This is a genomic window from Chryseobacterium sp. KLBC 52 (assembly GCF_003347605.1).
Classification (GTDB): Bacteria; Bacteroidota; Bacteroidia; order Flavobacteriales; family Weeksellaceae; genus Chryseobacterium.
On sequence record NZ_QDFZ01000012.1, the window covers coordinates 140,324 to 163,814 of the forward strand.

General features: G+C 35.9%; 22 protein-coding genes. 18 read left to right on the top strand and 4 right to left on the bottom strand.

Going from position 1 to position 23,491, the window contains the following annotated elements; translation table 11 throughout:
- Positions 1–90: 90 nt before the first annotated feature.
- The 3 genes from DDF69_RS14195 (at position 91) to DDF69_RS14205 (ending at position 3,187) form a co-directional block, all read left to right on the top strand.
- Positions 91–1,017 carry a mevalonate kinase gene (locus tag DDF69_RS14195; protein WP_062674970.1) on the top strand — a complete coding sequence of 309 codons (927 nt, stop codon included), beginning with the start codon at positions 91–93 and terminating at the stop codon, positions 1,015–1,017.
- A 10-nt stretch (positions 1,018–1,027) separates the two neighbouring features.
- Positions 1,028–1,957, top strand: a complete 930-nt coding sequence (locus DDF69_RS14200; protein WP_114821356.1) for a UbiA family prenyltransferase — start codon at positions 1,028–1,030, stop codon at positions 1,955–1,957.
- A gap of 63 nt (positions 1,958–2,020) precedes the next feature.
- Positions 2,021–3,187 carry a proline dehydrogenase family protein gene (locus DDF69_RS14205; protein ID WP_062674965.1) on the top strand — a complete coding sequence of 389 codons (1,167 nt, stop codon included), beginning with the start codon at positions 2,021–2,023 and terminating at the stop codon, positions 3,185–3,187.
- Between the two features lie 431 nt (positions 3,188–3,618).
- Here the strand turns inward: DDF69_RS14205 and DDF69_RS14210 are convergent, their stop codons facing one another.
- Positions 3,619–4,155, bottom strand: a complete 537-nt coding sequence (locus DDF69_RS14210) for a helix-turn-helix transcriptional regulator (RefSeq protein ID WP_114821357.1) — start codon at positions 4,153–4,155, stop codon at positions 3,619–3,621.
- A 971-nt stretch (positions 4,156–5,126) separates the two neighbouring features.
- Between DDF69_RS14210 and DDF69_RS14215 the strand changes: the two genes are divergently transcribed.
- Complete coding sequence (locus DDF69_RS14215; RefSeq protein WP_114821358.1) at positions 5,127–6,236, top strand: M14 family zinc carboxypeptidase; 1,110 nt, start codon at positions 5,127–5,129, stop codon at positions 6,234–6,236.
- Between the two features lie 52 nt (positions 6,237–6,288).
- On the top strand, positions 6,289–6,693 hold the full coding sequence (locus DDF69_RS14220) for a hypothetical protein (RefSeq protein ID WP_228412002.1): 405 nt from the start codon (positions 6,289–6,291) through the stop codon (positions 6,691–6,693).
- A gap of 206 nt (positions 6,694–6,899) precedes the next feature.
- On the opposite strand, the gene DDF69_RS14225 is transcribed toward DDF69_RS14220, so the two are convergent.
- Entirely contained in the window at positions 6,900–7,397 is a 498-nt protein-coding gene (locus DDF69_RS14225; RefSeq protein ID WP_114821359.1) for a DUF4920 domain-containing protein, read from the bottom strand.
- Between the two features lie 142 nt (positions 7,398–7,539).
- Here DDF69_RS14225 and DDF69_RS14230 point away from each other — a divergent pair, with 142 nt between their 5' ends.
- From DDF69_RS14230 to DDF69_RS22535, 6 genes are all read left to right on the top strand, one after another.
- A complete protein-coding gene (locus tag DDF69_RS14230) occupies positions 7,540–8,952 on the top strand; it encodes an APC family permease (RefSeq protein WP_114821360.1) in 1,413 nt (470 codons plus the stop codon).
- Between the two features lie 155 nt (positions 8,953–9,107).
- On the top strand, positions 9,108–9,548 hold the full coding sequence (locus tag DDF69_RS14235; protein ID WP_002979175.1) for a GPW/gp25 family protein: 441 nt from the start codon (positions 9,108–9,110) through the stop codon (positions 9,546–9,548).
- 24 nt (positions 9,549–9,572) lie between these two features.
- Complete coding sequence (locus tag DDF69_RS14240; RefSeq protein WP_114821361.1) at positions 9,573–11,456, top strand: type VI secretion system baseplate subunit TssF; 1,884 nt, start codon at positions 9,573–9,575, stop codon at positions 11,454–11,456.
- Between the two features lie 311 nt (positions 11,457–11,767).
- The gene (gene uvrA / locus DDF69_RS14245; RefSeq protein ID WP_114821362.1) at positions 11,768–14,599 is read left to right on the top strand and encodes an excinuclease ABC subunit UvrA; all 2,832 of its coding nucleotides are present in this window, start codon (positions 11,768–11,770) and stop codon (positions 14,597–14,599) included.
- Between the two features lie 247 nt (positions 14,600–14,846).
- The gene (locus tag DDF69_RS14250; RefSeq protein WP_114821363.1) at positions 14,847–15,251 is read left to right on the top strand and encodes a hypothetical protein; all 405 of its coding nucleotides are present in this window, start codon (positions 14,847–14,849) and stop codon (positions 15,249–15,251) included.
- Between the two features lie 114 nt (positions 15,252–15,365).
- Positions 15,366–15,500, top strand: coding sequence for a bacteriocin-like protein (locus DDF69_RS22535; protein ID WP_114821364.1), 135 nt, complete (start codon positions 15,366–15,368; stop codon positions 15,498–15,500).
- Between the two features lie 33 nt (positions 15,501–15,533).
- Here DDF69_RS22535 and DDF69_RS14260 read toward each other — a convergent pair whose 3' ends face one another.
- Positions 15,534–16,076 (bottom strand): hypothetical protein, encoded by a 543-nt coding sequence (locus DDF69_RS14260; RefSeq protein ID WP_114821365.1) that lies wholly within the window; start codon positions 16,074–16,076, stop codon positions 15,534–15,536.
- Between the two features lie 119 nt (positions 16,077–16,195).
- Between DDF69_RS14260 and DDF69_RS14265 the strand changes: the two genes are divergently transcribed.
- The 4 genes from DDF69_RS14265 (at position 16,196) to DDF69_RS14280 (ending at position 17,954) form a co-directional block, all read left to right on the top strand.
- Positions 16,196–16,708 carry a DUF421 domain-containing protein gene (locus DDF69_RS14265; protein WP_114821366.1) on the top strand — a complete coding sequence of 171 codons (513 nt, stop codon included), beginning with the start codon at positions 16,196–16,198 and terminating at the stop codon, positions 16,706–16,708.
- A gap of 5 nt (positions 16,709–16,713) precedes the next feature.
- Positions 16,714–17,205: a GNAT family N-acetyltransferase gene (locus tag DDF69_RS14270; RefSeq protein WP_114821367.1), complete on the top strand. Its 492-nt coding sequence runs from the start codon at positions 16,714–16,716 to the stop codon at positions 17,203–17,205.
- Positions 17,206–17,475: 270 nt separating this feature from the next.
- A complete protein-coding gene (locus tag DDF69_RS14275; protein WP_407849198.1) occupies positions 17,476–17,616 on the top strand; it encodes a quinol oxidase subunit 4 in 141 nt (46 codons plus the stop codon).
- 125 nt (positions 17,617–17,741) lie between these two features.
- Positions 17,742–17,954: a hypothetical protein gene (locus tag DDF69_RS14280; RefSeq protein WP_228412003.1), complete on the top strand. Its 213-nt coding sequence runs from the start codon at positions 17,742–17,744 to the stop codon at positions 17,952–17,954.
- A gap of 45 nt (positions 17,955–17,999) precedes the next feature.
- Here DDF69_RS14280 and DDF69_RS14285 read toward each other — a convergent pair whose 3' ends face one another.
- Positions 18,000–18,314, bottom strand: a complete 315-nt coding sequence (locus tag DDF69_RS14285; protein WP_034697690.1) for a DUF4286 family protein — start codon at positions 18,312–18,314, stop codon at positions 18,000–18,002.
- Between the two features lie 150 nt (positions 18,315–18,464).
- Here DDF69_RS14285 and gyrA point away from each other — a divergent pair, with 150 nt between their 5' ends.
- The 3 genes from gyrA to DDF69_RS14300 all read left to right on the top strand — a co-directional run.
- Positions 18,465–21,065: a DNA gyrase subunit A gene (gyrA, locus tag DDF69_RS14290; protein ID WP_114821369.1), complete on the top strand. Its 2,601-nt coding sequence runs from the start codon at positions 18,465–18,467 to the stop codon at positions 21,063–21,065.
- A gap of 30 nt (positions 21,066–21,095) precedes the next feature.
- On the top strand, positions 21,096–22,130 hold the full coding sequence (locus tag DDF69_RS14295) for a tetratricopeptide repeat protein (RefSeq protein WP_114821370.1): 1,035 nt from the start codon (positions 21,096–21,098) through the stop codon (positions 22,128–22,130).
- A gap of 112 nt (positions 22,131–22,242) precedes the next feature.
- Positions 22,243–23,491 (top strand): IS3 family transposase gene (locus DDF69_RS14300; RefSeq protein WP_114820660.1). Its coding sequence is split into 2 segments (ribosomal slippage), with 1,250 coding nucleotides annotated over them: positions 22,243–22,570 and positions 22,570–23,491; the frame shifts between segments, so codons are not numbered across the junction. This gene is flagged as partial in the annotation.

Consider the following 23,491-nt stretch of genomic DNA (forward strand, 5'->3'; position numbering starts at 1 on the left):
GTAGAAAGTAAAATAGAAGACAATTCGGCCTGAGTTTTGCTTATATTCAGCGGAATAATTTTTAACTTTGCAAAAAGATTTATTGTCAATATGACCAACCCTTTATTTTATGCAAAAATAATCCTGTTTGGAGAATATGGAATGATTGAAGATTCCCAGGGGCTTGTAGTACCTTACAGCTTCTATAAAGGAACTTTGAAATTTTCTGATCTGAGTTCTGAATTTGAACTAAATTCCAACAGACATCTGCAGAAATATTCTGAATTTCTTACAGCACTTGACCTTTCCGACGACTTTAAGTTGGATATCGAGAGCTTCAAAAATGATATTTCAAACGGACTTTTCTTTGATTCCAATATTCCTCAGGGATATGGAGTAGGAAGTTCCGGGGCTTTGGTAGCTGCTATTTTTGAAAAATATTCAGTCAGCAAACTAAATCCTGAAAACATTTCAAAAGATAATCTTAAAAAATTAAAAGCTGTTTTCGGTGAAATGGAAAGCTATTTCCATGGAAAAAGTTCAGGAATGGATCCACTGATCTGTTATATGAATCTGCCAATTCTTATCGAAAATAAAGAAAATTTAGACAGGGTAGATATTCCGGAAGGTGAAGAAGGAAAAGGAGCTATTTTCCTGATAGATTCCGGAATGACTGGTGAAACAGGACCTATGATTCAGATTTTCTTCGAAAAAATGAAAACAGAAGGTTTCCGAAAAACCCTGAAAGAAGAGTTCATCCGTTATAACAACGCATGTATCGAATCTTTCCTTAAAAAAGACATGAATCCATTCTTCAGAAATCTTAAAAAGCTTTCTCACTGGGCTTATGAACATTTCCGTCCTATGATTCCTGAAAGTATTTTTAACATCTGGAAAAAAGGTCTGGATTCTAACGCTTATTATCTGAAACTGTGCGGTAGCGGTGGAGGCGGCTATATCTTAGGATTTACCAAAGACTATGCAAAAGCAGAAAAAATGCTTGATGGCTTCCAAAAAGAAGTGATTTACAGATTTTAAACAGATTGGAATGAATTCTGAAAAAGAACCTTTCCAATCTAAAAATTATCTCTCAAAATCTCTATTCTACAGATTTTCACAATTCGTGGGCTTTCTTCTCGGAGCACGCTTTTTTGTAGCCGCTCTGTTAACGTTTGCTCTCTATGTTTCTACTTTTTTCCTGTTCAATCAGGATGAATCTTTCAGAAAATTTGTCTTTGATTTTAAAGTTCACGGTATTATTTTTTGTACCGTCCTTACGATTCTGGCAGGTGGTATTATCAACCAATTCTACGATCTGGAGAAAGATCATGTAGTAAAACCCTTCAGAACACGAGTTCAGAGCTTCATCAAACAGAAATATTTTCTCTATGCCTATCTGGCGCTCAGTGCTATTTCTTTAGGGGTAGCCTGGATGATTTCTCACAATGTATTTGTATTTTTTGTGGTCTATCAGTTCTTTATGTGGTTTTACAGCCATAAGCTGAGCAGAATACTGATCCTGAACAATCTTACTTTTGTCAGTCTCACTTTATATCCGTTCTTTGGAATGATGGTGTATTACGAAACCTTTTCCAAAAAGGTTTTCCTGATGGCTGTCTTTCTGTTTCTTATCCTGCTCTGTATTGATATTGTGAAAGATACTCTTACCAGAAGTGTCGATAAAGCATTTGGATACACCACGATTCCCAATTATTTTAAAAGCAGAAATACAAAAATCATTCTGACTTCTTTACTGATCGTTACCATGGCAGTTTCAATGAATATTATTACAAAAACCGGCATCACCGGATTCATGGCTTATTATTTTGCCGGAGGGCTTTTTGTTATGATCATATGCATTTATCTCCTTTTAAACGCTTCCCGAAGAAGTAACTTCTTTACATTGAATATATTACGATTCTGGGTTTTCGTTGGAATCATCGCAATGCTTTTAAATGGAATAGAGCATAAATTGTAAAAAAATTCTTTAAATAAACTGAGGTTATTATTACCTTTGCATAACTAAATTTAATAAATAGGAATGCCCATTTTTAATGATACTAAAATTGCATTTGCAGACAAGTCTGATGCACAATTGAGAAAGGCTTACTGGATGTTTAAAATGATTGAACAGCCCGCTCTTACAAGCCTTGGAACATCTGTTCTGAATTTCACAGTACACAACAACTTCCCTTTCGTAACCGGAATTGTAAAAAATACTTTATTTGCGCAGTTCTGTGGTGGTGAAACCCGTGAAGAAAGTATGAAAGTTGTGAAACAGCTGTTCAAAAGAGGAGTTGGAAGTATTTTCGATTACTCCATTGAAGGGAAAGAAGATGAGGAAACCTTTGACGCCGTTTGCAAAGAAATTAAGGATATTGTAAGATTTTCAGTAGGAAATCCGGCGATTCCTTTTATTGTATTTAAACCTACTGCTTTCGGAAGAATTGATCTGTATGAAGCTGTTGGAAAAGGAGCAGAGCTTACTACCAGCCAGAAAGAAGAATGGGAAAGAGTCGTAAAAAGATTTGATGAAGTATGCAGTCTTTGCCATGAACATGATAAAAAAGTAATGGTAGATGCCGAAGAAACCTGGATGCAGGATGCAGCAGACCATCTTTGCGAAGAGATGATGGAGAAATATAACCAGCAGAAACCTATCGTTTGGAATACCATCCAGATGTACAGAACAGGAAGACTGGAGTATATGGAAGCCAACCTACAGAGAGCAAGAGAGAAAAATTACTTCATTGGCTACAAGATCGTACGTGGCGCTTATATGGAAAAAGAAAGAGCCAGAGCAGCAGAAAAAGGGTATGCAGATCCGATTCAGCCAACCAAAGAAGCTTCAGATAAAAACTATAATGCAGGAATAGACTTCGTGATGGATCATCTGGATAAGGTTTCAGCATTCTTTGGAACCCATAATGAAATCTCTTCTGAGTTGATTATGGATAAAATGAAAGCAAAATCTTTGGAAAACGGCAATCCGCACGTCTATTTCGGGCAGCTTTACGGAATGAGTGATAATATTACCTTCTATTTGTCTGATAAAGGCTATAATGTGGCTAAATATCTTCCATACGGACCTGTAAAGGATGTTGTGCCTTATCTGACGAGAAGAGCCCAGGAAAATACCTCTGTAGCCGGACAAACCGGAAGAGAACTTGGACTGATTAAAAAAGAATTGGAAAGAAGAAAGAAATAAAAATATTGTCCACAATATATATCGGGCCTGCAGTTTTGCAGGTCTTTTTTATTGGAATTAAAAGGCGCAAATGAAACAGTAAATTAATGATAATGAATACAATAATAAGATGTATTGGTTATAGTGTAAAATAATTCGATTTTTATTGCTGATTTGATTTAAAATAGTTATATTTGATAAAGCCATAAAAAAACATAAAACAATATCTCATTTACCAGTACACTTCTGTCCTATGACAGTAACTCTCCAATATACTAATCACTCTTATTAAAACTAAAATTATAAAAATATAATAGGGATCAGCTGATCATAAAAGATAAAAATTCTACCAGCTGATATCCGTTAAAATTTTTTACAATAAAATAAAGCAATAGCTTTAGTTTTCTTCTTCAAATATTTTTTAACCTGATCATTTTCTTGATCAGGTTTTTTTAAGGTTCAAAACTTTCGAATTTTCCGTTTTCGTAGAACAGAACAATACGTTTTATTTTACTTTGTTGATTACCAAATATTTGACCTAAAATATGATCGCCCGAATTTTCTAATCGCTGAGAATCCGATATTTTTTCCGGAGCTTTATCGTGGGACGATATAAACGATTCTCCAGGACTTGATATTGGAGCTTCCGCTTCCGTTTCATTACTTCCAAATTCATCATCATCATTCATCATGGTGAAAAGATCGGGTAGTGGAGTTGTCTTTATTTTTTCCTCTTCGGTATGCTCTTCGTTAATTTCTGATTCCGGCAGTTGAGATTTCAGCATCTCACCTTCACCGGTTACCAGCCAGTCCCAAAGAAGTTCCGGAAAACGGGATTTTATTTTTATGATAAATTCAAGAGACGGTTTGTTTCTTCCTGATGTGATATGAGAAATAGACGAACGCTGTACATCAATCTCATCTGCAAACTCAGAAGGAGTAAGACGAGAATACTCTATAATTTTGGAAATTCTTTCATTTAAACTCATAAAAATAAGTCATTAATTATTTTACAAATGTAATATATATAATTTACAAATGCAAAATACAAATGTAAATAATTTGAAATTTCTTTTGTATACATTTGTAACAAGGTTTTAATTGTTTTAAAATCAAATCATTATATATAAATTACAATTGTATTTACTTGTCATATGAATCTACCATTGGCGCTATAGACAGATAGTTTCGATCTGGTAAAAGACTACTATTCTTAAAAAAAAACTGGTTTAAAAATGTAAATTAAGCCCATCGATCGAGCTATTTTGTTCATTAAATATCTTTAAAAACAGAATATACATTATTAAACCACTTAAATCGTTTCCGGAAATAAAATTATCAATAAATACCTTATAGAACGCATATAAAAGCACTTTTTAAAGAGTTACATTGGTAAATTACTGATGTAAATACACCATTTTAAGCCCATATCTGGCCAAATTGAATGGAAAATACTGTTCCTGTTAAACAGCTCATTCTATCAAAGATTAAAACTCCTGATAAAAAGTATTATTTAAGTAATTTTCAGAGATCCATTAGATTTTTCTTTGATTTTACATATGTATACACCTCTCAACAACCTGGTTTTCCACAATTTCTATGTTTAGTAAAATAACCCTCAAATAGCAAAAACACCCTATTTTTACACTTAAAGTACTGTTATAAATATAATTGAATTAAACTTTATAAAGTACTGACTTTTAGTATTTTAAATATTTAATATTAAATTATTCGCAATCCACAATTTTATCCACAGACAAATTGTCCTGCAGTGTTGTTTAATAATGTTACAAGTGTCAACTTGTTTTTATAACTCTCAATTTGGATAATTTAAACCTTGTAAACAATTTTTAAAACAGATGTCAAATGTAAATTTGTTGATTTTACAGATATTTACAAATGTTAACTTAAGATTTTGGCTAAAAATGGCTAAATTTGATTCTTGTAAACTATTCCTACAATGAATTTTGAACAGATCTATTCTCAAAACCCCGATTTCTCAAATCGCTATATTTCCCCTGAAAAATTATTTTCTTATCTACAGGCCAATCTCAGCGATTATATTCAGGAGATCGGAACATCCTATTTAGATAAACCTATTTATCAGTTAAGCATCGGAACCGGAAACATTCAGGTATTGGCCTGGTCGCAAATGCACGGAAATGAATCCAATGCGACCCATGCTATGCTTGACCTGTTGGTAAGTCTTGATAAAGTGCCCGAAATGAAAGAAGATTTATTCAGTAAGATAAAGCTTGATTTTATATTCATGCTGAATCCGGACGGATCTGAACGATGGACCAGATTAAATGCAGCCGATATTGACCTGAACAGAGATTTTCATAACGAAGCAAGTAAAGAGATTAAATTCCTGAAGAAAGCAGCTGCTTCCAAAAAATACGATTATGCTTTAAACCTTCATGAGCAGAGAACCATTTTTACTACCGATGGAATTCATCCTGCTACGCTTTCCTTTTTGGCACCTTCTGAAAATGTAGAACGGACGGTTACCGAAAACAGAAAAAAATGTATGGCAGTCATTGGAAGTGTATACAACCATTTAAAAGAAATGATTCCCAACCAGATCGGAAGATATTCTGATGAATTTTATCCGACTTCTACCGGAGATAACTTTATCAAAGCAGGGATGCCAACCATCTTATTTGAAGGCGGACACTTTGTAGAAGATTATACCCGGAAAGGAACCAGAAAATACTATACAATTGCTCTTTATTATGCATTAAAAGCAATCAGTGAACTGAACTCTGATACTACAGGCTGGGAAACTTATCTTGAAATTCCCGAGAACCAGGAAACGCATTATGATGTTATTTACAGAAATGTAAAGCTGAATACAGAACACGAATGTATACTGGATATTGCCGTTCAGTACAGAGAGTTTAAAGAAGGAGGGAAAAATGAAATCTCATTTATTCCTTTTGTAATGGAAGTAGGCGATGTGAAACAAAAGAAAGGCTGGCTGGAAATAGACTGTACCGGAAAGAAATTTATTTCTGCAACTAAATATCCGAAACTGGATGCTGTGGTAGAATTTAAAATTGAAGATTAAAACAATGATATAAAGATAATCTCTATTACTAAATTAATTTATAAGGATTATTATGATGAAAAATTTTCTGACCTTAATTTTATGGATAAGTATGGGATTGCCTTTGATGGCACAAAATCAATCTGCCATTCCCTATAAAGCAAATGATAGTGTAATGGTGACCATAGTCCTCCGCCACATGCAGGAAAATCCTGTGGACTCAATCCAGGCAAGAGTGATGAAGCAAAAATTTTATCAGAAGCTCAGTAAAAGTCACACCCGTATTGTATCCTGGAATGTTGTGATGGGAATAGGGCAGATTATTACTTTAAGATTTAAACCTGAATACACAAGAGAAGTGAATCAGGTTTTTGAAAGCGGAGCTTGGGGTGGATTCAAGACAGAGTTTTATCCATCGTATGATTTTCTACCTGTTTATCCGGTAATGTTAGAAAAAGAAAAGAAACTGAGTAAATAACAGGATCAGTTAATATCATCTATAAAAAATTCGGCAGGCCTTTAGGCCTGCCGAATCTGTATTTTATATCTGATTTCAGAATTTGAGCTAGTAAGTAAAATTTATAGTCAATAGAAATGGGCTTTAGCCCATTTATTTTAAATAAATATTCATCCGGCTTTAGCCAAAACCTAACCTTAGAAATAAATTTTATTCAATAATTAAAGTTACTTAACCACTTTAATTCCATTCGCTACAAATCTGATCTCTTCTTTAGGTTCAGTAATAGCATCAATTTCAGATTGCGGCTGTTTAGCGTCTTCTGCATAATGTTTCTGCTCATTTACAGAAATTACTTTTCTTTCTGCATTACCATCCAATACTACATTTTTTCCTTTTAACGCTGTAGGCACGAAGAAAGCATAGTCTTTCATTTTTACAAAAAACTTAGAATTATCTTCTGTCTGGATCGTCAGCCAGCAACCTTTTTTGTCACATACATCCGTTACTTTTCCTTTGATAGATACATTCTCAATTTTTTTGTTGTCTTTTTTAAGCTGCTTATTCAATTTGTCTACAGTGATCGCTTTGGATTCAGCAGATGAAGTTACCTGACTTCCATAAGTATCACCTACCAAAGCTTTCCCTTCTGGCGGTCCTGATTGAGCAAATGCTAATGAAGAACCCGCTAAAGCGGCAGCAAATAATAAAACTTTAAATTTCATGTTTAATATTTTTCTCAAAAATACTAATTAAAATTGAATCATAAAGGAATAAAAAATGACAAAAAACAAGTCTTTTGATGAATTTTCAACAAAATTGAAAATCAAAGACAGATTTGATTATATTTGACCCCTATACTTGACTATGCAAAAAAAACTGAAACTATGGGATGCCATCATGCTTGTGATGGGATCTATGATCGGAAGCGGGATCTTTATTGTAAGTGCTGACATGATGCGAAACCTGGGGTCAGGATACTGGCTCATTGTGGTGTGGGTGATCACAGGAATAATGACAGTAGCCGCAGCGATAAGCTATGGAGAACTGTCCGCACTGTTTCCGAAAGCCGGAGGACAATATACTTATCTGAAAGAGATCTTTGGTAAAAGAATGGGTTTCCTTTACGGATGGGGATTGTTTACCGTAATACAAACCGGAACAATTGCTGCCGTGGCCATGGCGTTTGGGAAATTTACAGCGTATCTGATTCCTTCATTAAACGATGCTGCCCCTATTTTCCAGAGCGGTGAATTTAAAATTACATGGATACAGATTCTGGCCATTGCTGTCATTATTTTACTTACCTATATCAATACCAGAGGAGTGGAAAGCGGTAAAATTCTTCAGAATATCTTTACCGGGTCCAAAATTATTGCATTATTAGGGTTGATTGCTGCCGGTTTTATATTGGTAGACATTTCTCATTTAGCAGAAAACTTCAGCTGGGGAACAGATTCTTTCAATAATCTTAAAAAAGATCTGAGTGGTAATTTCCTTAAAGAAGGTTGGGAACCCATCGGAGGAATGACTCTTTTAGGTGGAATTGCTGCTGCAATGGTAGGTTCTGTCTTCAGTTCCGTTGCGTGGGAAAGTGTAACATTTGTTTCCGGGGAGATTGAAAATCCTAAAAAAAATGTAGTAAAATCAATGATTTACGGTACTTCTGCTGTAATGATCCTTTATATCGCGGTGAACTATGTCTACTTAAATGCATTGGACAGAGACGGGATTGCATTTGCAGCCAACGACAGGGTAGCGGTAGCCGCATCCCAGAATATTTTCGGAAGTGCGGGAACGATCATCATTGCTTTATTGGTTATGATTTCAACGTTCGGTTGTAATAACGGATTGATTCTGGCCGGAGCAAGAGTTTTCCAGACGATGGCAAAAGACGGAATGTTCTTTAAATCGGCAGAAAAAAATAATAAAAATGAAGTTCCTGAAAATGCCTTATGGATGCAGGGAATCTGGGCATCAATTCTATGTCTGAGCGGGCAGTACGGAAATTTATTGGATATGATCTCTTTCGTGATCGTTCTGTTTTATATGATTACGGTTTTTGGGGTTATTTATTTAAGAATGAAACAGCCGGAGCTGGAAAGACCTTATAAGACATGGCTTTATCCCATAACCCCTGTTATTTACCTTGTTATCGGAACTTGTTTCTGTATCCTGTTGCTTATTTACAAACAGCAGTATACATGGCCTGGTTTTGTTCTGGTATTGCTGGGACTTCCTGTGTACTATTTTATCAACCGTAAAAAGGTCGATAATTAATATAAAAAATGATATAACATATTCATGGCTTTCAATTCAGTTTGAAGGCCTTTATTTTTGAATAAAATTTGAAGTATAGTCATCATTATTTGTCGAAAATGTGTAATTTGGTATTTCGTTTTTAAAACAGGACCATGAAGTAAAAACAATAAGCTATGGATACACCAAATTACAGAATGCCTTTCGTACCGTCTACTTTAATGACCGAAGGCGGAAGTATCGATACCTGCGATATGGGCGAAAGTATTGCCCACAATATTATGCTGCTGATCACCACAAAAAAAGGGGAGAACAGATATGATGAAAACTATGGAAACGATGTCTGGAACCTTGAATTCGATAATGGAGTTACAAGTGCCATCTGGGAAAGCGTTTTTATCAAAAGCTTAAGAAGACAGATTCAGGAATATGAACCAAGAATCGTAAACCCGCAGATTGACGCTCACATACAATTCGTAGAGCACAGTTACGATACTAAAGAACACACCGAAATTAAAAAGAAAGTAAGAATTGCCATCAATGCAAAAATGGAAGAAACAGGAGAGCGTTTTAGTTTTTCCACAGAATTGTTTCTAAGCCCGATGTCTATTGATTAATATTTTTAACAGCGAAAGAAAATTATGAATTTAGATCAGAATATTTATTCCAAAGAATCTGTAAAAGCAAGAATGCTGCAGAATGCAACAAAGGTTTGGGGATTGAGAAGTCCACAGTCTTTAGATCCTTTTGTAAAACTGTTGATAGATGCATTCAGTACAGAAGTTTTCAAAGCGAATAATGAAATACAGACGGTCAATGCCCGTATATTGGAAAAACTGGCAAAGCTTCTTACACCGTCCATCTATACCCATCCTATTCCGGCTCATTCTGTAGCTTTTACACAGCCTTATGAGTCTTCAGAGATTTTATTGGAGCACACGGAATTTTTCTTCCGTAAACAGATGACTTCCACGGTAAAATCAGAATCAGATAAGCAGCTGAACATTCCTTTTACTCCGGTGGGAAATGTAAGAATCAATAAAGTTCACACTTCCATCATGTTTGTAGGAAATACCTGCTACAGTATTGATGACCGATTTAATAAAATTCCTATTGCAAGATTTCAGGGAAAACCTGAAGATTACAGAAAAATCACAATAGGCGTAGATGTAAGCAAATATGTAAGTGAAAACTTTCCGAAATACCTGAGCATATTCTGCTCTAATCCTGCTTTTGAGCATCTGGATTTCGTTTACAAATTATTGCCTTATATCACAGTATCAAGTAATGGAAATCCTCTGTTTGTAAGAGAAGGATTGAGCTATCTTACAGAAAGTCAGAATGATGGTTACGAGCAGATGTTCAAAGAACAATCCATCAGAAATAAGGTGATTGAGGATATTAAAAGTATCTACCGCCATAAATTTATTGAAGTAACAGGAATTTCTCAAAGTCTATTCTCAGAACCGGGACAGCTTCCGCAGAACCTTGATTTCCTGGCTGGAAAAGAAGAAATCTCCAAATTCCTCGATAATAAAAGTTATCTGTGGCTTACGTTTGAGTTTCCACCGCAGTTTTCAGCAGAAATTTTAGATAATTTCTCATTTGTCCTGAATGCTTTTCCTATCTACAACAGAGGTTGGAAAAAAACAGAATACAGCCTGGATATCATGGGAAATAATATTCCTTTGGTAACCGACGAAGGAGAGCATTTTCTTTATGTAGATGAGGTACAGGATGGTGACGGAAGAAAATATACGGAAATTCCTTTCACTCCTGCTGATGATCTTAAAAAAGGGTTGTATACTGTAAGAAAAGGAGGAATGGAACGATTCACCAGCAGAAATGCAGTCGATATGATTGCTAATGTTCTGGAACTGACCAGAGACGAAATTGCTGCATTTTCCCTTTTGAACAGAGATAATGTAAAAGGTGTCTTAAGTGAAATGTCTGACAAAATGAAATCCATGGTGCAGAAAGTAAACAATGCCAAAAGGAATATCAGACAGGAACTGAATTATGTGATCATGGAACCGGTAGAAAAAACAGATCATACTTACGCTTCTTTCTGGGTAACACATTGTACGCTGGCCAATCATATGCGTCCGGGAACAGAACTTTCCAATCAGTTGAAATCTCAGACTGTGGTATTGCTTACCGAAACATTAGGCGGAGCTGAAGAACAAAAAGGGACAGACAGTATTCAGGCTTATAAATATGCACTGACGACCAGAGATAAAATTATTTCTTTGGAAGACGTTAAAAACTATTGCCGCATGATTCTGAAAGATGAGGTAAGAGAAGTAAGGGTAAGAAGAGGAACGATGATCAGCAACAAACCCAAAGAAGGATTTGTAAGAACCGTTGAAGTAGAAATTGTTCCACAGAACTATTCTTTCTACGGAAGGGCCTATTGGGAAAATATGGCCAATATTATCAGAAACCAGATCATCGCTAAGGCCATCGACGGAATTGAATATATTGTAAGAATTACCAATGAAGATGTTGACTTCCAGGATATGTAATTCTTAAAAAATAAATCAGTTTAAAATATAAAATGCCGTATCAGTTGCGGCATTTTTGAATGATATCAATAGGAACGGGCTATTATCCTGAGCGTAGTGGAAGGAAGCCCGTTTTTTATCAATGAGCTTTTCCATTGGCTTCAGCCAAAACTTATAAAATCTTTCCGGAAAAATTCAATAACATCGGGTTTAGTACATTAACAAAACCTAAGAATTTTTTATGAAACTTTTATCCCTTTTATATTCAAAAAAAGTCTATAAAATTTCGTATTTTTGCACGTTGTGATTTTCAGGCAAAGTCACTCCAAATTATGAGTAAATCAACAGAATATATAGAAGTTTACGGAGCACGTGAACACAACTTAAAAAATATTAATGTAAAAATTCCACGTAATGAATTGGTCGTGATTACCGGCCTTTCCGGGAGTGGAAAATCGTCATTGGCTTTTGATACCATTTTTGCGGAAGGCCAGCGTCGTTACATCGAAACATTCTCTGCCTATGCCCGCCAGTTTTTAGGTGGATTGGAACGTCCTGATGTAGATAAAATTGAAGGACTTTCTCCGGTTATTGCTATCGAGCAGAAAACAACCAATAAAAATCCGCGTTCTACGGTAGGAACAGTTACTGAGCTGTATGATTTCCTGCGTCTTTTGTATGCAAGAGTTTCGGATGCTTACTCTTTGTCCACAGGGCAGAAATTGGTGAGCTATACTGAAGATCAGATCCTTGAAACCATCAAAGAAAATTATAAAAAAGAGAAGATTATGCTTTTGGCGCCAGTGGTGCGTTCCAGAAAAGGACATTATCATGAGCTCTTTGTTCAGATGGCTAAAAAAGGCTACGGACAGGCGAGAATTGATGGTGAGCTGCAGGATATTGAATATGATTTAAAACTTGACCGTTATAAAACCCACGACATCGACATTGTGATCGACCGTTGGATTATCGGGGAGAATGCTTCAGAAGGAAGAATGGAGAAATCATTGCGTACAGCAATGGAAATGGGAGAAGGTATTATCGGAATTCAGAAACTGGGAAGTACGGATATCGAATACTTTTCCAAAAACCTGATGGATGCGGAAACCGGACATTCTCTGGCGCTGCCGGAACCGAATACTTTCTCATTCAACTCTCCAAAAGGAAGCTGCCCGAATTGTAAAGGTCTGGGAACCATTAAAAAGATCAATACCGATTATTTCATCGATAATCCAAAGTTATCAATCAATCAGGGAGGATTATTGCCGTTGGAAGATATTAAATCCAACAAATGGATTCTGTCGCAGATTAAAAATATCCTTGAAATCTTCGGATTGGGATTAACAACACCTTTGCAGGATATTCCTGAAGAGGCATTGGATTATATCTATAACGGATGTCACAAAGAATTCAATAAAGACCTGAAATACGCAGGGATTACCAAGAAAATAAAAATTGGTTTCGATGGTTTGATTGCTTTCATGGAAGAAATTATCGATGAAAGAGAGTCATACGAAGCGATTTTATTGGAAAGACATTTCACTACAGAAGAAACCTGCCCGGAATGTCATGGAACCCGTCTTCAGCCTTCAAGCTTAAGTTTTAAAATTGACGGAAAAAATATTGCGGAAGTTAATGGTTTAAGCTTAGCAGATTTAAAAGACTGGTTAGCTGACGTTAAAGATAAATTCTCAGAAAAAAATAAAATCATTGCTCACGAAATCTTAAAAGAAATCGAAACCAGACTTCAGTTCCTGCTGGATGTAGGGTTGGATTATTTAAGTCTGAGCAGAAGTTCAAAAACCCTTTCAGGAGGAGAATCACAGAGAATTCGTCTGGCAACGCAGATCGGTTCGCAATTGGTCAATGTATTGTATATCCTTGATGAACCAAGTATCGGGCTTCACCAGAGAGATAATGAAAGACTGATCCATTCCCTGAAAAACCTGAGAGACATCGGAAATTCTGTATTGGTGGTAGAACACGATAAAGACATGATTCTTGAAGCCGATGAGGTGCTGGATATTGGTCCGAGAGCAGGAAAATTCGGTGGAGAAATTCTTTGGCAGGGGAAACCAAAAGATTTATTGAAAGCCGATACCATCACTGCTCAATACATCAATGGAAAAAGAAAAATTGCAATTCCTGAAGAAAGAAGAGCAGGAAGCGGTAAAAATATTGTTTTAAAAGGAGCTACAGGGAATAATCTTAAAAATGTAACCCTGGATATTCCTCTTGGAAAACTGGTGGTAGTAACCGGAATTTCAGGAAGCGGAAAATCTTCGTTGATTAACGGAACATTATATCCGATCCTTAACAAGCATTTCTACAGAGCGGTTCAGGAACCGTTACCATACAAAAAGATTGAAGGGTTAGAAAATATTGATAAAATTGTAGACGTAGATCAGACTCCAATCGGAAGAACGCCACGTTCGAATCCTGCAACGTATACCGGAATGTTTACTGATATCAGAAACCTTTTTGCAGAGCTGCCGGAAAGTAAAATCCGTGGGTACAAGCCTGGAAGATTCTCTTTCAACGTAAAAGGCGGAAGATGCGAAACCTGTCAGGGTGGAGGATTGAAAGTGATCGAAATGAATTTCCTTCCGGATGTATATGTACACTGCGAAACCTGTAACGGGAAACGTTTCAACAGAGAAACGCTGGAAGTTCGTTACAAAGGAAAATCAATCTCTGACGTATTGGACATGACGATTGATGAAGCGGTAGATTTCTTCCAGCCGATTCCCAAGATTTTTGCGAAAGTGAAAACATTACAGGATGTAGGTTTGGGATATATTACGCTTGGACAGCAATCAACAACCCTTTCCGGAGGTGAGGCGCAACGTATCAAGCTTGCTACTGAATTGGCGAAAAGACAAACCGGAAACACCCTTTATATCCTTGATGAACCAACAACAGGACTTCATTTTGAAGATGTGAAAATCCTGATGGATGCCATCAACCAACTGGTAGAACTTGGAAACTCATTCATCATCATCGAACATAATATGGATGTCATCAAATTAGCAGACCATATCATCGACGTAGGACCGGAAGGAGGAAAACATGGCGGACAGATTGTAGCACAAGGAACTCCTGAGGAAATTGTAAAGTCTAAGAAAAGCTTGACAGGGAAGTTTTTGAAGAGGGAATTGGAGTAGATATCAGAATAAAAATTGAGATAATTATTGGCTAAACTTAAAATAGTTTAGCCTTTTTTATGCTTAGAATAACCCTCCAATATTAAATTTTCAATTATTTTTAAAATTTATTATACTGATAATCAATTAATTAAATTTTAATGTTAACTCAATGTTAACTCAATGTAAAATTAATATGAATTATTTTTAATAACTTTGGGTAAGAGATACAAAAATAGGTTAGTATAACATTTAAAACCAGTTAGTTATGAAAAATAGAATTCAAATAGTAATGGCTTCACTTTTCGTTTGCGGATTTGCTGCTGTTTTGAACAGTGCTAAAGCTCAAACTACAGCTCATAATACCATTCAGGAAATTCAACTGAGCAGAAGTGAAACATTTAACGATATCAGAAATAAATTAGAAGCCAATTTTGACCTTACCAACCCTGATTACAAGCAGGGAACCGTAAACTCAGTGGTGAAATTTGATATTGCCAAAAACGGGAAAATCGTCAATGTTCACTCCAGTGGAGACTGTAAAACCGTAAGCAAAGAAATTGAAACCGTATTAAGTGATCTTGATTATAAAGTAGACCGCAAAAAACTAACTGATAATATGGTTGCCTATACTTACGTAATGCCTGTGACAGTAGAGATCCACAGCAGATAGTATTCATAGCATATTATTCAATCATGTGTGAATAATGAAAACTTATCAGATTAAATTGTAATAAACAATAAACCGTAAAGTTTTAGTTTTGGGCTACCATAAAATTAAAACGATATGAAAAATTTAAAAAAGCTGACAAAATCAGATTTGAAGTCAGTGTACGGAGGAGCACCTGTAAAATACTGTACATTTTGCGAATGGGCAAATAAAGTAATTTGCAGTGATATTCCAATTGTTCAGTGTCCATAAAAAAAACAAGCCGCTTTTGTAAGCGGCTTTCTGTTATTTTGTACTTTCAACAAATTCTGTTAATCTTGATTTAAGATCTTTAGAATTCCCTATTTTATCAAAAGTAACATTATCTACTCTCCATCCTTTTTCTGTATGGGTAAGGTGTACTGTATCCATCCAGGTTTCTTTAAGTGCACCCATATCATATTCAAAGGATACCAATGCTTCAGCGGTTTTATCCTTTATCTTGACAGATTTAATTGTATAACTTGTGAACCCTTCATACAAACTGGAGAATATAGCTCCTTCAAAAATTAATGGCTTTTCATCAGGATGATCACTCTTTTTTACCCTTTCAATATCTGCTTTTGAGGCATTTATAGCATTGTCTAAAACTTTTTTTAAATCCTGGGAAAACAAACTGTCCGGAATCGGTTCGTTGTAAATTGCTTCATTAGATTTGCCGCATTGCGTGTACAGTTCATTTACTTTTTCAGTAATGGCTGACTCTGGAGACATGGCAGGCTGAGGTTTGTCTTTTTTGCAGGATACAAAAAACAGGAATATTCCTAAACAGAGAAGTAATTTTTTCATTGGTTTTATTTTGTGGTATGTATCAGAATTCCAGGCTCAAAATGTATACCAAAATCTGTCCGTAAAATATTTTTTGCGAATCGCAAAAATCGATACATTTGAGTAGATAAAAAAAAATTGTGGATCCTATTCTTAACGTTGCTGTCCGTTCCCTCTGCGTTTACCTTTTCATGGTAATTGCCATCCGTTTATTTGGTAAAAACCAGCTTTCTCAGCTCAATGCAGGGGATGTCGTATTACTATTACTCATTTCAAATGCTGTTCAGAATGCAATGGTAGGCCCCGATACCTCTCTCCAGGGCGGAATTATTGCGGCATTGGTTTTGTTTGTTGCTAATTTTATTTTGAAAAGAATTATGTTTTCCAGCCGTTCCTTTCAGACTTTTATGGAAGATGAGCCGGTTATTCTGATCAGAGATGGAGTAGCAGATCAGGCCGCTTTAAACCGGGTAAAGATCACAGAAAGCGAATTGGAAGAAGCGATAAGAGAACATGGAATTGAAAATATAGATAATGTAAAGCTTTCCGTTCTGGAAGTGGATGGAAATATCAGTGTGGTTTCTCAGGACGAGAAGAGTAAACAAACCCATTATTCAAGAATTAAAAGAAAAATTAAAAGAAAATACCATTAAATACGATGAATTACGAATTAAGAGAAATGCTTCCCAGCGACGAAGCCAGGGTCCTTGAAATTTTCCGCCAGGGAATAGACGGTGGGATTTCCACTTTTGAAACAGAAGTTCCCACTGCTGAAGCCTGGAGCATGGGCTATTTTAACGACTGCCGCTGGGTGCTGGAAAATGAAAAAAATGAAGTAGTAGGATGGTGTGCCTTAAAACCGGTCAGCAAAAGAGAATGCTATAAAGGAGTTGCAGAGGTAAGCATTTATTTTGATAACGAATATCAGGGAAAGGGTTTGGGTTCCGTATTGCTTAAAAAACTGATTTTGGATAGTGAGGATCACGGATTCTGGACATTACAGACCAATATCTTCTCCGAAAATGAAACTTCTATCAAATTTCATCAGAAAAACGGTTTCAGAATCGTAGGTATCCGTAAAAAAATCGGAAAACTCAATGAAGAGTGGAAAGACGTTGTTCTGATGGAAAAAAGAAGCGGAGCCATGTAAAGAATTATAAATGATGAATGATGAATGATGAATGATGAATTTGTTTGATAGGCACATTAATCTCCATCACAAAATTCACTACTGACTTGCGAAGCAAAATTGACCATTGGCATTAAAAGTCAATATATTTCAACCTTAAACCTTAAACCTTAAACTTTAAACCCTAAACTTTGAACTTTGAACTATTTTGGCATTCCCCTTGTTATATTAATAAGTGAAAAAGTAGAAATAATGAAAAATTTGATTAAAGTTACAGGAGTCCTTGTTGTGATGTTTATGCTGTCATCATGCGTAGTTCATGACAATGGAGCCCGAGGAAATACAATCCCTCCAGGACAGGCTAAGAAAGTGTTTGGAGGAAGTGCAAAAGACTATGCCCCGGGACAGGTGAAAAAGAGAAGTGGCTACTAATAAACATATAAAATAAAAATATGAGCCGTAAGTTTTAACATACATTAGCTTAATTTTAATTTCTTTTGGCATTAACATTGATATATTTCGCTATCGAAATTGAAAAAGTGAAAATAATGAAAAGTATGTTGAAAATTGCTGGGGTAGCAGTAGTCGTATTAATGCTGTCTTCTTGTGTGGTACATGAGCATCATGGAAGAAGAATGCCACCCGGGCATGCTAAAAAGTATTATGGCGGAAGTGCAAGGTACTATGCACCTGGCCAGGTAAAGAAAGTGTATATTTATGACGATCGTGGTCATCATCACAAAGGCCGCGGTCATGGACATCACAGATAAAAAAAAGAAAAGCACTGAATTTTTCAGTGCTTTTTTTATGACTCATTATAATCTCGATTTTTTCGGATTAAGGAAAGTATTAAAGACCATCACTTCCTGTCCGAACTTTTTCTCAATTCTTTCCGAAATATTTAAAAGCTCACTTTTAATGAAATCTTCACGTAATTCTTCATTATCAAAAATTAACAGGAGATTATAATTTTTACCTTCCTCGATAAAGTCACTGTGTACCTCAGAAAGAATATATTTGTTGACATCCATCAGGTTTTCAGTCATTAAAACCAGTGTTTCATCAATATAATTTTCCCATTCTTCCAGGTTATCTTTCGTACAGTGGAAAGTTATACTTAATACGCTCATATTTTTATGAATTTTTAAGATTTTTTTGGATAAATTCTGCAGCAAAAATCGGCATTTTTTTCGTAAATTAGCCCGTTAATAAAAATTGGAAATAAATAATTTTCAGACTTACAGCTAAGAGTTTGAATATCATTACAATAAAATTTGTTTATGCAAAAAGAAGGAGAAAGACTGATTCCTATCAACATTGTTGATGAAATGAAGTCGTCTTATATCGATTATTCGATGTCCGTTATCGTTTCAAGAGCGCTGCCGGATGTAAGAGACGGCTTGAAACCCGTTCATAGAAGAGTACTTTATGGTATGTATGGATTAGGGGTTTTTTCTAATAGAAAATATTTAAAATCTGCGAGAATTGTTGGGGACGTTTTGGGTAAATATCACCCGCACGGTGACTCTTCTGTATATGATGCGATGGTGAGAATGGCTCAGGAATGGAGCTTGCGTTATCCTCAGGTAGACGGGCAGGGTAACTTCGGTTCCATGGATGGCGACCCGCCGGCAGCAATGCGTTATACCGAAGCAAGATTGAAAAAAATCTCTGATGAGGTTCTTTCTGACCTTGACAAAGAAACCGTTGATTTCCAGAATAACTTCGACGACAGTTTGCAGGAACCCACCGTAATGCCTACCAAAATCCCGAACCTTTTGGTCAACGGAGCTTCAGGTATTGCTGTAGGTATGGCAACCAATATGGCGCCACACAACCTTTCTGAATCTGTAGATGCTATCTGTGCTTATATCGATAATAAAGAAATTACGATTGATGAGCTGATGCAGCATATTATTGCGCCGGATTTCCCTACAGGTGGTATCATCTATGGATATGACGGAGTAAGGGATGCTTTCCATACAGGTAGAGGTAGAGTTGTTTTAAGAGCTAAAGTGAACTTTGATGAAATCGGAAACAGAAACGCGATTATCGTTACTGAAATCCCTTATCAGGTAAACAAAGCGGAAATGATTGCCAGAACCGCAGAGCTTGTTAAAGACGAAAAAATACCTGGTATCCACGAGATCAGAGACGAATCGGATAGAAAAGGACTTCGTGTTGTATATGAATTGAAAAACGATGCAATTCCGAATGTAGTTCTTAACCTATTATATAAATATACAGCACTTCAGACTTCTTTCAGTGTAAACAATATTGCATTGGTACACGGAAGACCGGAGCAGTTGAACCTTAAAGATATCATTCATCACTTTGTAGAGCACAGACATGAGGTCATCGTAAGAAGAACTCAGTATGAGCTTAAAAAAGCAAAAGAAAGAGCACACATCCTTGAAGGATTCATGAAAGTGATCGGAACTCAGGATGCATTAGACAGAGCGATTTCTATTATCCGTCACAGTGCCAACCCTCAGGCGGCGAAAGAAGGCTTGATCGAGGCTTTTGAGCTTTCAGACATTCAGGCTCAGGCAATTCTTGATCTTAGATTAGCTCGTCTGACAGGAATGGAGCTTGACAAGATCCGTGATGAATACGATGCAATCATGAAAGAAATTGCAAATTTGGAAGACATCTTAGCTAACGAGCCGAGAAGATTCCAGATCATCAAGGAAGAATTAATCGAAATCAAAGAAAAATACGGAGACGAAAGAAGAACTGAAATTGATTATTCAGGAGGAGAAATGTCTATTGAAGATATTATCCCTAATGAATCTGTAGTTCTTACGATCTCTCACGCAGGATACATCAAGAGAACTTCGCTTTCAGAATATAAAATTCAAAGTAGAGGTGGTGTAGGAAACAAAGCAGCAACAACCAGGGATTCCGACTTCCTTGAATATATCGTTTCTGCAACCAACCACCAGTACATGTTGTTCTTTACGGAAAAAGGAAGATGTTACTGGCTGAGAGTATTTGAAATTCCTGAAGGCTCTAAAACGGCAAAAGGAAGAGCAGTACAAAACCTTATCAACATTGAACCGGATGATAAGATTAAAGCTTATATCAGAACGAACAACCTTAAGGATTCTGAATATGTAAATCAGATGAGTGTTGTGATGGTAACCAAAAACGGGACCATCAAGAAAACATCATTGGAAGCGTATTCAAGACCAAGGGTAAACGGGGTAAATGCTATCGAAATTAGAGATAATGACCAGTTATTAGGAGCTTACCTTACCAACGGAGAATCTCAGATCATGATCGCTACTAAAAATGGTAAATGTATTCGTTTTCCTGAAGAGAAAGTAAGAGAAGTAGGTAGAGGATCTATCGGGGTAAGAGGGATCTTGCTTGAAGATGGTGACGAAGCTATTGGTATGATTGTTGTGAACGATGTAGAGAACGAAACAGTACTTGTGGTATCTGAAAAAGGATACGGAAAGAGAACTGCAGTAGAAGACTACCGAATTACCAACAGAGGAGGAAAAGGAGTTATCACCCTGAATATCACTGAAAAAACAGGAAATCTTATCGCTATTCAAAATGTAACAGACGAAGACGGATTGATGATTATCAACAAATCTGGTGTTGCGATCAGAATGGGAATGGATGAAATGAGAGTTATGGGTAGAAATACGCAGGGAGTGAAACTTATCAACCTTAAGAAAAATGACGAAATTGCAGCCATTGCAAAAGTAGAAATGGATAAAGATGTAGAAGAAGATGCTGAAGAACTTGAAGAAACAGAAGAAGGAGTGGTAGGATCACTATTTGATAACCAGGAAAATGACAATGTAACACCTCAGGCTGAAAATGAAAACTCAGCAGAGGAAAATGAGAATTCTGATTCTGAAGAATAAATTGTACAATATAAATATAAAATAGTTATTATGAAGAAACTAATTTTAGGAATGGCTATCGTAGCGTCTGCTTTTGCTTTTGGGCAGAAAAAAGATGCCGCTGCTTTAAATGCTCAGCTTCAGGAAGCAAATAAGGTTGCTATGGATGCATATAATGGAAAAAATTATGCTGCAGCAGCACCAAAGTTTATAGAAGTTTATGATCTATTGAAGGCTAACGGACAGGATAATAAAATATATATGTATTATGCCGGATTGAGTCATGCATTAGCTAACAACAGTGATCAGTCTATCAAAATATTTACAGATCTTATAAATTCCGGATTTACAGGAGTAGAAACTACTTATACTGCCAAAGAAAAAAAATCAGGACAGGTGGTTAATCTTGATAAAGCGACTTGGGATCTTATGAAAAAGAACTCAGATTATACTGATTTTAAAACAGAACAGACAAAAAGTATAGAATCTGATTTATATGAAACTCTTGCTTCCTTACTTCTGAATGCAAAAAGCGCTGAGGCTCTTCCTGTTATTGAGAAGGGATTAGCAAAGTTTCCTAATAATGCTAAGCTGAAAGAAGCTCAAACTACCGCATATCTTCAGTCAGGAAACACAGATAAATTCGTTTCCGGATTGAAAGAGCAGCTGGCTAAAAATCCTAATGATGCCACAAACTGGTATAACCTTGGAGTAATGCAGGCTAAAAATCCAGCTACTGTTAATGATGCTCTGGAAGCTTTCAAAAAAGCAATTGAGCTGAAGCCGGATTTCTCTGATGCCTACCAGAACCTTGTGTATACAACTATCGGGGATGATGCTAAAGTAGTTACGGATATCAATGCTTTAAGAAAAGATAAGCCGGATGAAGCGTCTAAACTGATTGATGCGAGAAGAGAGAGATTCAACAAGGCATTGCCGTTTGCAGAAGGATGGTATAAAGCTAGTCCAAAAAGCCTTGATGCAGTTACTACGTTAAAAGAAATTTACATTGTAACTAAAAACATGGATAAAGTTAAAGAAATGAAAGCTAAAGAAGCTGAACTTACAGCTGCTGGAGCAAAATAATCATTTTTTACAATAACAGATATGAAAACCGGAACAGAAATGTTCCGGTTTTTTTATTGTATGTCTCGTCCTGAAAAAGGTTGACTAAAAAACCATAAAATTAGTCACCCTTATGAATCTAAAAAAAACATCGTCCCCTGTCCAAGAATACAGTGAGGCATTCAAACGACAAGTTGTCTCTGAATATGAACGGGGATTATATACAAAATCCCAATTGCAAACTCGATACAATATTCGGGGTAATTCATGCATTTCAAGTTGGTTAATAAAATATGGTAACTTTACTTATGAAAAACAATTAAGTAAAGGCAGACCTATGAAAGATCCACAGAAACAAAAGATTAAAGAGCTTGAAGCTGCTTTATCCAAAAAGGAAGAAGAGCTCAAAGTGTTTAAGAGATTTATAGAAATCGCAGAGCGTGAGTTGAAGATTGAAATTGTAAAAAAGTCTGGTTCCAATCAATCCAGGAAATAAGGCCGTATACAAATCTTTCACTGGAAGATATCTGCCGATTGTTTGGATACAGTAAACAAGCTTATTATAAAAGGAAGAAACAGCCTGATTCTATCAATAATCAAAAAAGGATTATAGAACTGGTATTATCAATTCGTAAGAAGATGCCTAAAATAGGGACTCGAAAACTTTATGTATTACTTAAAAATGATTTTTCAAAAGAGGATCTTCGTATAGGAAGAGATCGGCTATTTCAACTTTTAAGATCGAATTATCTTTTAATTCCCAGAAGACACAGTTATTTTAAAACAACCAATTCCAGACATTGGATGAAGAAATACCCGAATATTATTAAAGAAAAGGAGTTGAAATGTTCAGAAAAAGTTTGGGTTGCAGATATTACCTATCTGAAGACTAAAGAGAAAAATTATTATCTTCATTTGATTACCGATGCCTATTCAAAGAAAATTGTAGGATATGAACTAAGTGATAATTTACAGACTGCCTCCACATTGAAAGCATTAAAACAAGCCATAAAGAACAGGGTGTATAAACATTCTTTAATTCATCATTCAGACAGAGGATTGCAGTATTGTAGTAAAGAATATACTGAAACGTTAAGGAAAAGTGATATTCTTATCAGTATGACCGAGAACTCGGATCCTTATGAGAATGCTGTAGCAGAGAGGGTAAACGGCATTCTGAAATATGAGTTTGGATTGATTGATACTTTTGAAAACTTTAAGAATCTCTCACAGCAGCTTGATCAATCAATTTATTATTATAATAATTTAAGACCTCATTTTTCCCTAAATTATAACATCCCTAGCCAAGTGCATATGAAAAATAACGTGAAATTAAAAACATACAAAAAACAAAATCAGAATAGGAAAATTCCTACTCTGAT

What these genes read in the sequence shown, in the direction of transcription:
- DDF69_RS14195 (WP_062674970.1), top strand. Translation starts at nt 91, where the DNA reads ATGACCAACCCTTTATTTTATGCAAAAATAATCCTGTTTGGAGAATAT.
- DDF69_RS14200 (WP_114821356.1), top strand. Translation starts at nt 1,028, where the DNA reads ATGAATTCTGAAAAAGAACCTTTCCAATCTAAAAATTATCTCTCAAAA.
- DDF69_RS14205 (WP_062674965.1), top strand. Translation starts at nt 2,021, where the DNA reads ATGCCCATTTTTAATGATACTAAAATTGCATTTGCAGACAAGTCTGAT.
- DDF69_RS14210 (WP_114821357.1), bottom strand. Translation starts at nt 4,155, where the DNA reads ATGAGTTTAAATGAAAGAATTTCCAAAATTATAGAGTATTCTCGTCTT.
- DDF69_RS14215 (WP_114821358.1), top strand. Translation starts at nt 5,127, where the DNA reads ATGAATTTTGAACAGATCTATTCTCAAAACCCCGATTTCTCAAATCGC.
- DDF69_RS14220 (WP_228412002.1), top strand. Translation starts at nt 6,289, where the DNA reads ATGATGAAAAATTTTCTGACCTTAATTTTATGGATAAGTATGGGATTG.
- DDF69_RS14225 (WP_114821359.1), bottom strand. Translation starts at nt 7,397, where the DNA reads ATGAAATTTAAAGTTTTATTATTTGCTGCCGCTTTAGCGGGTTCTTCA.
- DDF69_RS14230 (WP_114821360.1), top strand. Translation starts at nt 7,540, where the DNA reads ATGCAAAAAAAACTGAAACTATGGGATGCCATCATGCTTGTGATGGGA.
- DDF69_RS14235 (WP_002979175.1), top strand. Translation starts at nt 9,108, where the DNA reads ATGGATACACCAAATTACAGAATGCCTTTCGTACCGTCTACTTTAATG.
- DDF69_RS14240 (WP_114821361.1), top strand. Translation starts at nt 9,573, where the DNA reads ATGAATTTAGATCAGAATATTTATTCCAAAGAATCTGTAAAAGCAAGA.
- uvrA (WP_114821362.1), top strand. Translation starts at nt 11,768, where the DNA reads ATGAGTAAATCAACAGAATATATAGAAGTTTACGGAGCACGTGAACAC.
- DDF69_RS14250 (WP_114821363.1), top strand. Translation starts at nt 14,847, where the DNA reads ATGAAAAATAGAATTCAAATAGTAATGGCTTCACTTTTCGTTTGCGGA.
- DDF69_RS22535 (WP_114821364.1), top strand. Translation starts at nt 15,366, where the DNA reads ATGAAAAATTTAAAAAAGCTGACAAAATCAGATTTGAAGTCAGTGTAC.
- DDF69_RS14260 (WP_114821365.1), bottom strand. Translation starts at nt 16,076, where the DNA reads ATGAAAAAATTACTTCTCTGTTTAGGAATATTCCTGTTTTTTGTATCC.
- DDF69_RS14270 (WP_114821367.1), top strand. Translation starts at nt 16,714, where the DNA reads ATGAATTACGAATTAAGAGAAATGCTTCCCAGCGACGAAGCCAGGGTC.
- DDF69_RS14275 (WP_407849198.1), top strand. Translation starts at nt 17,476, where the DNA reads ATGTTTATGCTGTCATCATGCGTAGTTCATGACAATGGAGCCCGAGGA.
- DDF69_RS14280 (WP_228412003.1), top strand. Translation starts at nt 17,742, where the DNA reads ATGTTGAAAATTGCTGGGGTAGCAGTAGTCGTATTAATGCTGTCTTCT.
- DDF69_RS14285 (WP_034697690.1), bottom strand. Translation starts at nt 18,314, where the DNA reads ATGAGCGTATTAAGTATAACTTTCCACTGTACGAAAGATAACCTGGAA.
- gyrA (WP_114821369.1), top strand. Translation starts at nt 18,465, where the DNA reads ATGCAAAAAGAAGGAGAAAGACTGATTCCTATCAACATTGTTGATGAA.
- DDF69_RS14295 (WP_114821370.1), top strand. Translation starts at nt 21,096, where the DNA reads ATGAAGAAACTAATTTTAGGAATGGCTATCGTAGCGTCTGCTTTTGCT.